General features: G+C 33.2%; 11 protein-coding genes. All 11 read left to right on the plus strand.

Going from position 1 to position 14,464, the window contains the following annotated elements; all coding sequences use genetic code 11:
• The first annotated feature begins 225 nt into the window (after nt 1-225).
• The 11 genes from ACH2BV_RS14845 (at nt 226) to ACH2BV_RS14895 (ending at nt 14,453) form a co-directional block, all read left to right on the plus strand.
• The gene (locus ACH2BV_RS14845) at nt 226-756 is read left to right on the plus strand and encodes a mechanosensitive ion channel domain-containing protein (RefSeq protein WP_395051563.1); all 531 of its coding nucleotides are present in this window, start codon (nt 226-228) and stop codon (nt 754-756) included.
• A gap of 227 nt (nt 757-983) precedes the next feature.
• Nucleotides 984-2,708: a hypothetical protein gene (locus tag ACH2BV_RS14850; protein ID WP_395051564.1), complete on the plus strand. Its 1,725-nt coding sequence runs from the start codon at nt 984-986 to the stop codon at nt 2,706-2,708.
• Nucleotides 2,709-2,866: 158 nt separating this feature from the next.
• The gene (locus ACH2BV_RS14855; RefSeq protein ID WP_395051565.1) at nt 2,867-3,421 is read left to right on the plus strand and encodes a hypothetical protein; all 555 of its coding nucleotides are present in this window, start codon (nt 2,867-2,869) and stop codon (nt 3,419-3,421) included.
• A 155-nt stretch (nt 3,422-3,576) separates the two neighbouring features.
• Nucleotides 3,577-6,108 (plus strand): PIG-L family deacetylase, encoded by a 2,532-nt coding sequence (locus ACH2BV_RS14860; protein ID WP_395051566.1) that lies wholly within the window; start codon nt 3,577-3,579, stop codon nt 6,106-6,108.
• A 341-nt stretch (nt 6,109-6,449) separates the two neighbouring features.
• Nucleotides 6,450-8,174, plus strand: a complete 1,725-nt coding sequence (locus tag ACH2BV_RS14865) for a sodium:solute symporter (RefSeq protein WP_395051568.1) — start codon at nt 6,450-6,452, stop codon at nt 8,172-8,174.
• A 472-nt stretch (nt 8,175-8,646) separates the two neighbouring features.
• Complete coding sequence (locus tag ACH2BV_RS14870) at nt 8,647-9,939, plus strand: ethylbenzene dehydrogenase-related protein (protein WP_395051569.1); 1,293 nt, start codon at nt 8,647-8,649, stop codon at nt 9,937-9,939.
• A gap of 58 nt (nt 9,940-9,997) precedes the next feature.
• Nucleotides 9,998-10,357, plus strand: a complete 360-nt coding sequence (locus ACH2BV_RS14875; protein ID WP_395051570.1) for a hypothetical protein — start codon at nt 9,998-10,000, stop codon at nt 10,355-10,357.
• Between the two features lie 16 nt (nt 10,358-10,373).
• Complete coding sequence (locus tag ACH2BV_RS14880) at nt 10,374-11,213, plus strand: DUF5777 family beta-barrel protein (RefSeq protein ID WP_395051571.1); 840 nt, start codon at nt 10,374-10,376, stop codon at nt 11,211-11,213.
• A 350-nt stretch (nt 11,214-11,563) separates the two neighbouring features.
• Nucleotides 11,564-12,499 (plus strand): 4Fe-4S dicluster domain-containing protein, encoded by a 936-nt coding sequence (locus ACH2BV_RS14885; RefSeq protein WP_395051572.1) that lies wholly within the window; start codon nt 11,564-11,566, stop codon nt 12,497-12,499.
• Nucleotides 12,500-12,517: 18 nt separating this feature from the next.
• Nucleotides 12,518-13,894 carry an NrfD/PsrC family molybdoenzyme membrane anchor subunit gene (nrfD, locus tag ACH2BV_RS14890; RefSeq protein WP_395051573.1) on the plus strand — a complete coding sequence of 459 codons (1,377 nt, stop codon included), beginning with the start codon at nt 12,518-12,520 and terminating at the stop codon, nt 13,892-13,894.
• Between the two features lie 7 nt (nt 13,895-13,901).
• Nucleotides 13,902-14,453 carry a hypothetical protein gene (locus ACH2BV_RS14895; protein ID WP_395051574.1) on the plus strand — a complete coding sequence of 184 codons (552 nt, stop codon included), beginning with the start codon at nt 13,902-13,904 and terminating at the stop codon, nt 14,451-14,453.
• The last annotated feature ends 11 nt before the right edge of the window (nt 14,454-14,464 follow it).

Here is a 14,464-nt window from a genome sequence, read left to right on the forward strand (position 1 = left end):
TTAAACTTAAAAATACAAAATAAGGAGCAGAAAAACTAGTTTTCTACTCCTTATTTATTAATCAATTAAGTACTAAAATGACTTTTTCAGTGCCCTCTATTTTGGGACTCTCTTTTTTATTAAAGAAAATACTAAATTAGTATATATAAAATGTATACAAATTCTGGGAATGGTTGCATAGAAAGTCTACGAATATTTGAGTAATTTAGCATTAAATTTTAAGATATGGGATTTTTTAATGATTTCACAAGAGAAGTAATTGCCACAGGAATTCTATTAGTTTTAGTGATGATATTACGAGTTATTGTTTCAAAATTAGTGCGACGTTATGCCAAGTCAAGCCAAATAAAGGAGCGTCGAACAAAACTGGTTATTAAATACTTTCATCTATTGATTAATATTCTGGCCGCATTTTCCATAATTATTATTTGGGGAGTTCAGACCAAAGATATTTTTATTGCACTTTCCTCCATAACAACTGTTGTCGGAGTTGCGATGTTTGCCCAATGGTCAATTCTTAGCAATATTACTTCAGGAATTATCCTGTTTTTTTCTTTTCCGTTCAGAATTGGTGATGTGATTCTCATACACGATAAAGATTTTCCTATTGAAGCTACAATCGAAGATATTCGTGCCTTTCACGTTTATTTGAAATCCAAAAATGGTGAAATGATTGTCTATCCAAATAATCTGCTGCTGCAAAAAGGCATTTCGATTATAAAAAAACCTATTGATCCAATTGATTTTGCTGACTGATTTAAAGTGATAATTATATAAGAAATTTTAAAAATAATACAACACTTTTGAAACTAAAAAATCTAATATTTGCTTGTTATACAAATTTGCCAATGTAAAAATTTTATCAGCAACTATTAATCTTTTTTATGTTCCAAAAACCAAAAATTCTCTCCATAATTTTTATATTTCTTTTCTTTCAAATCTCTTTTTCACAAGAAAATGTTCCTAAAAAAGATAGTTTAGAAATGTATAAGGACATTCAAACCTATTCAAAAAAACATAAGTTTACCAAGTTTGTTCATAAGTTGGTTTTTAAACCAATCAATTCAAAAAAGAAGAAAAAGAAAAGAATAATTCAAAAGAGTTATCAACAATTTGAGGGCAAAATTATCAGAAATATTAATATTGTTACTCTTGACCCTTTTGGATATTCTGAGATTGATACTACAAAGAAGCCCAGAAACTGGGTCGAAAAAAACGGGAATCATATTCACATAAAAACTAAACGATTAGCTATTCGGAATTTATTGCTTATTAGAGAAAACAAACCTTTGGATTCCTTATTGGTAAAAGAATCGGTGCGTTTAATAAGAGCTCAAAGCTATATTAGCAGAGTTACAATTGCCACAGAACTAATTGCTGAAAATGCTGATTCAGTTGATGTTTTTATCCGCGTTTTAGACAGTTGGAGTTTATTGCCAAGAGTTGAGGTTACAGATACAAAGGCTAATTTTCAATTGAATGAACGTAATTTTTTTGGCTCTGGTCATACTTTTAACAGTAGATATCAAAAAAGATACACTGACGGAAAAAATGCTTATATTCTGGAATATGTTGTTCCAAATATCAAAAATACATTCATTAAAACAACCTTTAATTATTTTAATGATTTAGATGATAATCATGGCAAAAGTATCAATATTGAACGTCCTTTTTACTCCCCTTTTGCAAAATGGGCCGGAGGTGTTTATCTGACTCAACAATTTAGGACTGATACACTTGCAGATATCAATTTAGTTTATGCCCGACAAAAGTTTAAATACAATGCACAGGACTATTGGACAGGGCGAGCTTTTAAGCTGTCTAAGGGGAATTCAGAAAATGACAGAGTAACTAACCTGATTATCTCCGGCAGGTTCCTGAATATAGATTACCTTGAAAGTCCAACAATTGATTATGACCCAATTGATTTTTATTCTTCAGAACAACTTTTCCTTTCTGGTATTGGGATTTCAACGCGAAAATATGTTGAGGACAAGTATATTTTCAAAAGTGGTGTCATCGAGGATGTTCCTATTGGAAAAATATTTGGTATAACATCTGGTTACCAATATAAAAATGATGTTGGACGTTTCTATTTAGGAGGCCAGGTTTCATTTGGGAATTATTTTGAATGGGGATTTCTAAGTCTTAACTTTGAGTTGGGAACATTCTTCAATAAAACGGTAACCAATCAAACAGCATTTTCTTTCCAAGCCGATTATTTCACTAATTTGATTGATATTGGAAAATGGAAATTAAGGCAGTTTATTAAACCTCAAATAATTATTGGAATTAATCGTCAGAATTCTATTGGAGACCAGCTAACAATTAACGAAAATTATGGAATTCAAGGTTTCAAAAGTGCCATTTATGGCAATCAAAAAATGATGTTGACTTTTCAAACTCAAGCCTATTCACCTTGGAATCTTTTGGGTTTCCGATTAAATCCTTATTTCAATTATACGATTGCAATGCTCGGAACCGAAGAAACAGGATTGCGCAATAGCCAAGCTTTTTCAAAAATTGGAATTGGATTTATAATTACTAATGATTATTTAGTGTTTCGTACTTTTCAGGTTTCCCTTGCTTATTATCCAACTATTCCTGGAAATGGCAATAATATTTTCAAAACAAATTCATTTGATTCTTCTGATTTTGGATTTCAGGATTTTGGTTTAGACAAGCCAAGAACCGTTATTTATAAATAACAAAAATAAGCTAACCCATTGTTGAAAATTATTTTACAAATTTAAACTCTTTTGTTTGGAATTAAAATTTTGTAAATATTAAAGATGATAATGTAACGTTTTTGTGTATTATTTTGTAACTTTAGCTCAATGATAATTTTAAATAAAAATCAAAAAAAATGAAAACATTAAAATTAATTGCGGTGGGAATATTCCTATTTGCATCTAGTCTGATGCAAGCGCAGGTTTCGGTAAATGTAACCATTGGTTCGCCTCCTTCTTGGGGTCCGGTTGGTTATTCTAATGTGCACTATTATTATTTACCAGATGTTCAGGCTTATTATGACATTAGAGCTTCTCAATTTATTTACATTAATAACGGAATATGGATTAGGGCAAGATATTTACCCGGAACCTACAGAAATTATGATTTGTACAGTGGATATAAAGTAGTTTTAACAGATTATCACGGTTCACATCCATATTACTATTTCAATAGCCATAAAGCAAAATATCATAAAGGATATAAAGGAAGTCCGCAAAAAACAATTGGAAAAAACCCTCATTATTATGGTAATAACAGTAATAACAGTAATAACAGTAATAACGGAAATTATTCAAATGGAAATAGTGGGAATAATCAAGGAGGCAATAACAAAGGAAATAATGGTAATAACAAAGGAAATGAGAACAAAAGGAAAGAGAACAAAGGAAAGGGAAATGACAAGCATTAATTTCTAATTTTCGTTATAATAAAATGAGAGAACCTGTATTGGTTCTCTTTTTTTGAATCCAAATCGTTCCTTTTTGCCAAAGAAAATAAAAAACTGTATTTTGAAATTCAATAAATTACTACATTTGGGCTTATTGCCAATTAAATTCCAGAAAAATGCAGAAAGTTTTGATTCAATTTCTTGTTATATTCCTTCTTTCTTTCCAAATAATAAATGCACAACAGCCTCAAAAACCAAACTCTGTTGAAATTTACAATCAAATACAAAAGCTAACCTTTCTGGGTTCCGTACTTTATATTGCAGCACATCCTGATGACGAAAATACTCGGTTGATTTCGTATTTATCCAATGAAACAAAAGCAAGAACAGGCTATTTATCTTTGACACGAGGTGATGGAGGTCAAAATTTGATAGGTTCACAATTGCGAGAATTACTAGGAGTAATCAGAACCCAAGAACTGATTGAAGCTCGGAAAATTGATGGTGGAGAGCAGTTTTTTTCACGTGCCAATGATTTTGGTTATTCAAAAAATCCGGATGAAACTTTAGAAATTTGGGACAAGGAAAAAGTGCTTTCTGATATTGTCTGGACCATTAGAAAATTTCAACCTGACGTAATTATCAATCGGTTTGACCATCGTTCTGCAGGAACGACACACGGTCATCATACTGCATCGGCACTCTTGAGTGTGAAAAGTTTTGATTTGGCCAATAATCCGGCTATTTTCCCCGAGCAATTAAAATTAGTAGAACCTTGGCAGCCCAAACGCCAGTTTTTCAACACTTCGTGGTGGTTTTACGGAAGCAAGGAGAAATTTGATGCCGCTGACAAAAAAAATTTATTTTCGATACAGACAGGAGTTTATTATCAGTCTATAGGGAAATCAAATCAGGAAATAGCTGCCTTGAGTCGCAGTCGTCATCAATCGCAAGGTTTTGGCAGTACTGGTAGTCGTGGCGAAGAAACAGAATATTTAGAATTTTTAAATGGCAAACCGCTTCAAGATAAAGTTGACATTTTCGAAGGAATTGACACTTCCTGGAATCGGGTGAAAGGAGGAAAACCTATTGGAGAATTGCTGACCAAAATAGCTTCTGAATTTGATTTTGCAAATCCTTCAGCGAGTATTCCAGATTTAGTGAAAGCTTATTCGCTTATTCAATCTTTGGATGAAAACCATTGGAAATTAATAAAATCTGAAGAAATCAAAAAAACTATCGCTGCTTGTGCCGGATTATTTCTCGAAGCAGTTGCCCAAAATCAAGAAGCAACTCCGGCGAGCCTTTTAAAATTGAAACTTGAAGTGATAAATAGAAGTCAAATTGCAATGGATTTGACAAGTGTTATCACATTGCCAGAATCCAAAAAAACACCTCAAAATTTATCTTTAAAAAATAATATTTCACAAAATATAAATCTTGATTTACAATTGCCTTCAACCATTGAATACACGCAACCCTATTGGCTAAAAGAAAAAGCAACAGAAGGGTTGTACACGGTTTCTAATCAAAAGATTATTGGAATCCCTGACATTATTCGGGAGGTAAAAGTGGTGTTCAACGTTCAAATTAACGGAATCGAAATTCCTTTTGAAAGAACCGTTGTTTACAAATACAATGATGATGTAAAAGGCGAAATGTATAATTATCTGGACATTGTTCCTGAAGTAACGACTAGTATTCTTGATAAAGTGTCGCTTTTCAAAGACAATAAAAAGAAATATTTGGCTGTGAAAATCAAGGCTGGAAAAGATGCTGTAAAAGGTGATTTACAATTGGATTTGCCAATAAATTGGCAAGTTTTACCAAAATCTATTCCTTTTACTTTGGACAAAAAAGGAACTGAATTAACAGTGTATTTTGAAGTTACGCCTCCAAACTCACCTTATGAAGTTATTGCTAAAAGCATTGCCATTATTGATGGAAAAATATTTGACAAAGAGCAAATCATTATTGACTTCAACCATATTACAAAACAACAAGTATTAAAACCTTCGGAAGCCAAGTTTATCCGAATGGATTTAAAAATTAAAGAAGAAAAAATTGCTTATATTATGGGAGCTGGTGATGAAGTTCCCAATAGTTTGGCGCAAATGGGCTACAAAGTTACGCTGCTCAATCCGGAAGAAATTTCTCCTGAAAAACTGGCAAATTTTGATGTGGTTATGACTGGAATTCGAGCTTACAATACAGTTCAGGCATTGGCAAATAAACAAAATATTCTTTTTGATTTTGTAAAGGGTGGCAAAACAATGCTCGTGCAATATAATAATCCAAATGAATTGGTAACCGAAAATATTGCACCGTTTCCTATGAAAATCTCTCGCGACAGAGTAACAGAGGAAAATGCAGAAGTTCGGTTTTTAGCGCCCAATCATCCTGTATTAAATTCACCCAATAAAATCACCACAAAGGATTTCGAAGGTTGGAAACAAGAGCAAGGATTGTATTATCCGAGTGATTTTGACAAAGCCTTTACTCCAATTTTATCTTCCAATGACAAAGGAGAAACTCCTAAAAAGGGTGCGTTATTAATCGCTCCTTACGGAAAAGGATATTATATTTACACAGGATTAAGTTTCTTCAGGGAATTACCCGAAGGAATTTCAGGTGCTTATAAATTATTGTCCAATATGATTTCGTTGCAAAATCCCGTTTCAATTCCTGCTGAAAAAGGAAAACGTTAAGAAGATTGCCACAAAGTCACAAAGACACAAAGAAAAAAATAGGTCATTTTATTCTTTAAACCATTAAGAAATTATGGTTCATTAAGGCTTAAAACTTAATTTTATTAATTTCTTAATGGTTTAAAAAAATAGTATAAAAATTATGGTCCGCATTGCGACAGTCATAAAAAATTAAATAATAATTTGTAAAATTTGCGCCTTTGTGCCTTCGTGGCAAAAAACAAAAAATTATGGAAACAAAAAAAGTTAAAACTTGGAAAAAAAGCTACACTTGGGTTCTCGTGGCTAATGTTATTTATATTTTAATCTTTTATTTTTTAATGAAATTATATTCCTAGCCTATGCAATTATTTGACTGGATTGTACTTGTAGTAACCTTGCTTTTTATAGTAATTTATGGCGTTTGGAAAACTCGCGGCAGCAAGAATGTGGAAGATTATATTTTAGGCAATAACGAAACGCCTTGGTATACTGTAGGACTTTCGGTTATGGCTACACAAGCCAGTGCCATCACTTTTCTTTCGACTCCAGGGCAAGCTTATCACGATGGTATGGGGTTTTTGCAGTTCTATTTTGGATTACCCATAGCTATGGTGGTTATTTGTGTGACTTTTATTCCAATTTATCATAAATACAAGGTCTTTACTGCTTATGAATACCTCGAGAAACGTTTCGATTTAAGAACTCGTTCGCTTGCTGCGATTCTTTTCCTAGTGCAAAGAGGTTTGGGAACTGGACTTACCATTTATGCCCCAGCGATAATTTTATCGGCATTGTTGGGTTGGAATCTTACTTTGATGAACATTGTAATAGGAGTTCTGGTGATAATTTACACCTTTTCGGGAGGAACAAAAGCCGTGAACGTGACCCAAAAACAGCAAATGTTTGTCATAATGTTAGGTATGTTTATTACGTTCTTCCTCATTTTGCATTTTTTACCCAATGATATGACTTTTACCAGCGCTTTGCACATCGCTGGGGCAAATGATAAAATGAATATAGTTGACTTCTCTTTTGATCCGGAAGAAAAATATACGATTTGGAGTGGACTTACCGGAGGTTTTTTCCTGGCCTTGGCTTACTTTGGAACCGACCAATCCCAAGTGGGACGCTATTTATCAGGAAAATCGGTTAGGGAAAGCCAAATGGGTTTGATTATGAACGGATTGCTAAAAGTGCCTATGCAGTTCTTTATTTTGCTTACCGGAGTTATGGTTTTTGTGTTTTTCCAATTCAATCCGGTTCCTTTGAATTTTAATCCAAACAATAAAGCAATAGTTGAAAAATCTGCATTTAAGAATGAGTATCACGTTTTGGAAAAAAAGCTTGAGGCACTTTCTGAAGATAAGAAAGTGATTAATTTATTATATATTGACCAACTCAATCAGGATTATGACAACCCTATTCTTCGAAAAGAATTGGTTGCATTATCCAGCAAGGAAAAAGATTTAAGAGATCGTGCCAAAGAAATTATTCTGAAAGCCGATGTTCACAGCGAAACCAATGATAAAGATTACGTTTTTTTTCATTTCATTTTGAATTATTTACCCAAAGGTTTGATTGGGTTATTGCTTGCCGTAATTATATCGGCGGCTATGTCATCTACAGCTTCCGGACTCAACGCATTGGCATCGACTACAGCCATAGATATTTATAAGCGGAATCTAAAAGAGGAAAAATCAGAAAAGCATTATGTAAATGCTACTAAATTTTTCACTTTGTTTTGGGGAATTGTAGCCATTCTTTTTGCCAGTATTGGAACTTTGTTTGAAAACTTGATACAATTGGTCAATATTGTGGGTTCTATATTCTACGGAACGGTTTTGGGTATTTTTCTCGTTGGCTTCTATATAAAACACGTTCAGGCCAAAGCTATATTTTATAGCGCTGTTATTAGCCAAATAACCATTTTTGTTATTTATTACTATGCCATTTTTATTTACCCGAGTGGCGAAGAAAAACTAGGTTATTTGTGGCTCAACTTTATTGGAGCGATGCTGACTATTGTATTGTCAATGATTATGCAGACAGTTGCTTTTAGAAACAAAACAATTGATATTGCTTAAACCAAATTAAGCAATGAGATTCTGTTGTGGTTTGTTGCTGTAAGGTTGGGCTAAGGTTGCAGTAAGGTATGGGGTATTTATAAAGTTGACACGTCCTTTGACACGTCCTAAAATAACCTACAGATAATTTCAAAATAAACATGATTTATAAGACTATTTTTTGGTTTTTGAATTAATACTTTTTAGTCCTGTTTCAACTTATTTATCGCTATTTTTTGCAGTTTTATAACAAATAAAACAAAACAAAAACATCCTCTTTCGTAAGAATTATTAATAAAAATCATTTATTCTGATTTAATAGCAAAGTCATGCGGAGTTTTTTTTTTTTTTTTTTGAATTTTATGATATTATCATATTAATTGATAATATTTAATAATATGATAATTATCATTTAATTTAAGTAGAATAAAATATAAATTTATATCACAATATTAACTTAAAAATTACTTAAATAAATTTAACAATTAAAACTATGAAAAGAATTAAACAATCTCTGTCAATTATTGTAGGATTTTTATTAGTCTCCTTACAAGGATGTACCCATGCCGATGATTATGTTGAACCAATACCAGAGGTGGCAACATCAAGTCCTAATGAATTGTTGGTAACAAAATTTGCCACAGCCCCAGTTGTAGATGGAAACATTGACGCCGTATGGGCAAATGCAAGACCATTAATAAATTCTTATACAGTTCCTTCGGCAGGAATTAGAACAGTGCCGTTAAATCCTGATGGATTTTTGAACACAGAACCATTAGATCTTTTCGAATCTTATATGGGAGAATCTTATAAATTTTCATTAAAAGGAGCTCATGATGGAACCAACCTATATCTTTTATTAGAAGTTGAAGACAACAATGATAGTAGAGATAGAGAATCTTTCTGGTTCGATCCAGCTACAAAAACTTGGAAACAAGAACATAAATATGCTAACAATGATAATGACAAATTCTACGAAGATAAAATAGGATTTATGTTTCCTATTAAAGATGCAACAGGAGCAATTCCTTCAGGATGGAACGAAGGAACTTGTGCATACACTTGCCATGGAGGTTTAACTGGTGCAGGAGCAGGAGACAAAGCAACCAGACATTATATGCCAGCAACTGGAAAAGCAGACTTATGGCACTGGAAACGTGATAGAAATGCACTTTCTAATACTGTTGATGATGGTTATGTTTATGCATATAATGATGCTGCAGGAACTCAGGATAAAAGAGGAACAGCGCAAGCACAAGGACGATTAACTGATGCAGGAAAAGGGCAATATGATGACAAACCAGTATTTACGGATGCGGTTACTGGTAAAAAAGGACCAAAATGGATTAAACCAGGCTTGTCAGGTTATTATTGGGTAACAGATGCAGAGGTTGCAGACTATACTGCAAAAGTAGTTACAGGAGTAGCTGTTGATGGAACGCTTTCTTATAAAGATGATGCAACTGGAACTATTAAAACCTTAGACCCAAATGCTGATCTTGCTTCTTATGCACAAGGAAAAGGAACCAAACGTTTTCCTAGTATTAAAATTAATGACGGTAGCGGATTTGTAGGGTATGATTCTAGAAACGATACCAAAATTAAAGCAGTTCACACTGGTACGAAATGGGTTATCGAAATTACCCGTAAACTAAAAACTGAAGATACAGCAAACGATGTTGTGTTTGAAATAGGTAAAGAAATGAAGTTTGGTATGGCTTTCTTTAGTAATTCAGCTATTGCCCACGGAACTTTAAATCTTTTGACAATGAAAATTGTTGAGTAAACTATAAAAACAATTATTCAATTAAAAAAAAAAGATGAAAAAAATAATTCAATATTTAATGATGCTAGCGCTAGGCTTGATGGCAACATCCTGTTACTATGATGAACTGCCAGCAGATAAAGTTGGTACACTTCCAGAAGTTGTTTCTTACTCAAAAGATATTCAGCCATTATGGAGTGAAGATTGTATAAATTGTCATAAGCCAGGAGCCACAGCACCTGATTTAACATCAGCCAATTCATATAGTGCATTGACTTTAAACAGCAAATACGTTATTCCAGGAAATGCTGCAGGTAGCAAATTACATAAATCACTAATGGGTGATGGAGCAGCTCAAATGCCAACTTCAGGAAAATGGAGTGATTCAAAAATTGCATTGGTTGACAAGTGGATTAACGCCGGAGCACTTAATAATTAACTATAAATAGAAAATCATGAAATTATATAAAATAATATTTATAGCTGTGTTTTCTTTGCCAATGATGCTATTGGCACAAGAACAAAAAGACAATATTCCAGCCGTTAAGGAAGTGGAGTATGAGCGTGCTGCTTTTGAAAGTACTTCATTAATAGAAAGCCAAACGAATCGGGTTTATTCAAAAGGAACTATAGAAATGGTTATGAATCACCGTTTTGGTCTAGTAAATGGAACCAATGATATGATTGGGATTTGGGCACCGGCAAATATTCGTATTGCAGTAAATTACTCCATTACAGATCGTATTACTGTTGGTTTTGGAACTACAAAAGACAATAGATTACAAGATTTTAGTCTTAAAACAGCTTTGTTAAGACAAACGGTTAATGGTAAAATGCCAGTGAGTGTCACTTATTATGGGAATATGTCTATTAGCGCTTTGCCAAAAGAGAATTTCTATAACACGTCAGATCGTTGGTCCTTTTTTAACCAATTGATAATAGCAAAACGAATTACTAAAGCAATTTCATTACAGATAGCTCCAAGTTATTCTCATTATAACACTGTGCAAGCTCCAATGAGCAATGATTTATTTGCCATTGAATTTGGTGGTAGAGCCAAAGTTACTTCTGATATGTCAATTCTTTTGGATGTAAATCAACCTATTACGTCGCAAGAAATTGCGCCTAAATCTGGTTTTTCCATTGGGACTGAGTTCTCAACTGTAGGACATACGTTTCAAATATTCGTGAGTAATTACAGAGGAATTGTAAATCAGCAAAGCAATATGTTAAATCAAAATGAATTCTTCGAAGGTGATTTTGCAATTGGATTTAATATTTCAAGAACCTGGTAAGACTATAAATAAATCATTTGTCAATATAATACAACAAATGGTGTGAATTGAATTAAAAAAGAGGATTCTCATTCCAATAAGGATGGGTTTATCCTCTTTTTCTTTTTTGAATAATGGGATAAATAAGTCTCTTTTTTAATTACCAAACGAAAAATCCTAATATTACTAATCTGAATAGAATAATGCTTAAAATTAAATTATTGAAAAATTTTTTAAAGTATGATAATTATCATTGAAATTTGAAAATGAAATATAGAAATTTACATCACAATTTAAATGCAAAATGAAACAACCTATTTTCTTGGTTTGTTTTATATTGTGTTGAGTTTTTAAAAAGTAATATAAACAATATGGAAAAAGAAAATAATAATTCATCCAGAAGGAATTTTCTAAGGCTAGGCGCTTTAGGAGGAATTGCCTTGGCAGGAACTGCAATTGCAAAAGCAGTTACTGATGAAAGTCCAAAAACTACCGGTAAAAAAGTAAAAGTGCTTACAGCTGAGGGTAAATTAATAGAAGTAGATAGTTCGCTAGTAGAGCACCATGCCTCAAATGATAAATTTAGTAAAGAAGAAATTCGTCAAGGAGTAGAAGGGAAAAAATTCATCAGAGTGATTGATTTAGCCAGATGTGCTAACGCAAGAAAATGTGTTGAAGGATGCCAGAAAGCTCATAATTATTTAGCTCCAGTTGAATATATCAAGGTGAAAAAGATGCAAAATTCAGCATTGGAATCACCTTATTGGTTCCCAACCATGTGTTACCATTGCGACAATCCTCCTTGTACAAAAGTATGTCCAGTTGATGCCACATTCAAACGTTCAGATGGAATAGTTGCTATTGATAATGACCGTTGTATAGGTTGTAAATTCTGCATGGCAGCTTGCCCTTATTCTGCTCGTACATTCAATTTTGGAAGACCAGAACAAGTAAAATTTACTGAAGAGCATGGAAATGACACCTCGGATCCCAACCACTGCACAATTCCTTATGCACAAGAAGGAACAGTTGCCAAATGTGATTTCTGTACAGATCGTTCTGCACAAGGATTATTGCCTGCTTGTGTTGTTGAATGTCCAAATGGTGCCATTCTTCACGGTGACGAATTAGAAGATGTAGTTACGAATGGTGAAGATACTTTTAGATTAAAAAAACTATTGCAAGATAGAGGAGCTTATCGCCAATTTGAAGAATTAGGAACACAACCGCGGGTCTACTATCTACCTCCTGTAGCTCGTAATTTCCCGTTTGAAGAGGCAACAGAAGCTCATAATACAAAAGAATAATCTTTAAAAAGTAAAACTATGTCTAAAGAAAAAAATATACCAGATTCCACAAAATACGAAACCTTTACCCAGGAAGAGTATATGATAATGAAAGATGACTTGCTTCGTCCACTCGAAAAAATTGGGAAAGCAGGAAAAATATGGATTGCATTTCTAATTGCAGTTTGCTTAGCAGGAGTTGTTGCTTATTATATTCAAGAAACCAAAAGCAAATATGTAACCGTATCGCTTAGAGATTACACTATGTGGGGAGTTTATATTTCAAACTTTGTGTTTTTTGTGGCTCTGAGTTTAGTTGGAGTTTTAATGTCAGCGGTACTTAAACTGACACATTTTGAATGGTATCGACCACTTTCCAGAATTGCCGAAGTAATTGCTGTAGGAGCAATTATGCTGGCCGGTGTTAGTATAGTTGCAGCAATGGGACGACCTGATAGATTGTATTATCTTGTAACCCACGGACGAATTCAATCGCCAATTGTGTGGGATATTATTGTAATTATGACTTATTTAGCAACAAGTATTATTTTACTTTTTATTCCATTAATTCCATCGCTGACTACCTGTAAAAATCATTTGAAACATTTGCCAAAATGGCAATTAAAAATGTATGACATCCTCTCTTTTGGTTGGGAAGGAACAGTTGAACAATGGAAAATATTAAAAAAGACTGTTAAAATATTGACTATATTAGTAATTCCTTTAGGAGTTTCCATTCACACAGTTACAGCTTGGCTTTTTGCATTAACTTTAAGATCAGAATGGGATAGCACAAATTTTGGAGCTTATTTCGTTTCAGGTGCCTTTTTGTTAGGTTCGGCTGCTATGATTCTTGCTACTTACATTTTTAGAAAAGCATATAAATTAGAAAAATATTTAACCGAAATGCATTTCGATAAATTAGGACAAGTGATGGTGCTAATGGGATTAATTTATGCGTATTTTAATATTAACGAATATCTTGTTCCAGCATATAAAATGTCAGGCTTACACGCTAATCATTTATTAAACTTATTTATTGGTGAAGAAGCTCCATTTTATTGGTCAGTAGTATTCTTCGGGATTGTAGTACCGTGTATATTGCCAATGTTCAAAAAAATGAGAAAACCATTACCTCTTACCATAATAGCTCTAGCTGTTTTTATTGCAGGTTGGTGGAAACGTTATTTGATAGTTATTCCAGGGCTACTAACACCATATTTACCTATTCAAGATGTCCCAAAATCATGGACACATTACAGTCCAAGTATTATAGAATGGACAATTGTTGCTGCAACTTTTGCTGCAATGATGCTGATTGTAACCTTGTTTTCAAGATTTTTCCCTATCATTTCAGTATGGGAAGTTGCAGAAGGTAAATTAGAAGGAAAAGAAGAAATAATTAACTATAAATAATTCCCAAATGGAAAAGTATAAATATTTTATAGCAACTTGCATAATGATTTTGTTTTCAATAACAAGCACTTATGCACAGGATAAAGAGGCAAAAATTACTTTGACTTTTGAAAAAGCTGATTCGCTTTATGTTTGTAAAGCTATGGTAACTTCCGAAGGAAAACCAGTAGTTGAAGTGCCAGTGAATTTATCAGTGAAACGCTTGTTTAGTAACTTGCCGATAGGCGATGCCGTAGCAACAGATTCAACAGGTATAGCCACTTTTGAAGTTCCTCAAGATATTCCATCACGTAATGGAAAATTAACTATATTTGCTAACATAGTTGACGATGAAAACTATATGAATACAGAAGCAAGTGGTGAGGTAAATTGGGGCACGATTGTTGTAACTGACAATTCAAATGTAGGAGAGCGTTCAATTGCTGCAGGAAGGGATGAAGCTCCAATCTATTTTATCATAGCCTCGCTTTTAGCTATCGCCTTGGTTTGGGGAACCTTACTATACGCAGTTTTGCAAGTATTTAAAATAAAAAAATTAGGCATTGCTGATAAAAATTAGTAATAAAATTA

The sequence above is a fragment of the Flavobacterium sp. genome (genome assembly GCF_043780635.1).
Classification (GTDB): Bacteria; Bacteroidota; Bacteroidia; order Flavobacteriales; family Flavobacteriaceae; genus Flavobacterium.

Bases quoted from the DNA above. Each gene is read 5' to 3' on its own strand.
- ACH2BV_RS14855 (WP_395051565.1), top strand. From the start codon at position 2,867: ATGAAAACATTAAAATTAATTGCGGTGGGAATATTCCTATTTGCATCT.
- ACH2BV_RS14880 (WP_395051571.1), top strand. From the start codon at position 10,374: ATGAAATTATATAAAATAATATTTATAGCTGTGTTTTCTTTGCCAATG.
- ACH2BV_RS14845 (WP_395051563.1), top strand. From the start codon at position 226: ATGGGATTTTTTAATGATTTCACAAGAGAAGTAATTGCCACAGGAATT.
- ACH2BV_RS14885 (WP_395051572.1), top strand. From the start codon at position 11,564: ATGGAAAAAGAAAATAATAATTCATCCAGAAGGAATTTTCTAAGGCTA.
- nrfD (WP_395051573.1), top strand. From the start codon at position 12,518: ATGTCTAAAGAAAAAAATATACCAGATTCCACAAAATACGAAACCTTT.
- ACH2BV_RS14870 (WP_395051569.1), top strand. From the start codon at position 8,647: ATGAAAAGAATTAAACAATCTCTGTCAATTATTGTAGGATTTTTATTA.
- ACH2BV_RS14850 (WP_395051564.1), top strand. From the start codon at position 984: ATGTATAAGGACATTCAAACCTATTCAAAAAAACATAAGTTTACCAAG.
- ACH2BV_RS14865 (WP_395051568.1), top strand. From the start codon at position 6,450: ATGCAATTATTTGACTGGATTGTACTTGTAGTAACCTTGCTTTTTATA.
- ACH2BV_RS14895 (WP_395051574.1), top strand. From the start codon at position 13,902: ATGGAAAAGTATAAATATTTTATAGCAACTTGCATAATGATTTTGTTT.
- ACH2BV_RS14860 (WP_395051566.1), top strand. From the start codon at position 3,577: ATGCAGAAAGTTTTGATTCAATTTCTTGTTATATTCCTTCTTTCTTTC.
- ACH2BV_RS14875 (WP_395051570.1), top strand. From the start codon at position 9,998: ATGATGCTAGCGCTAGGCTTGATGGCAACATCCTGTTACTATGATGAA.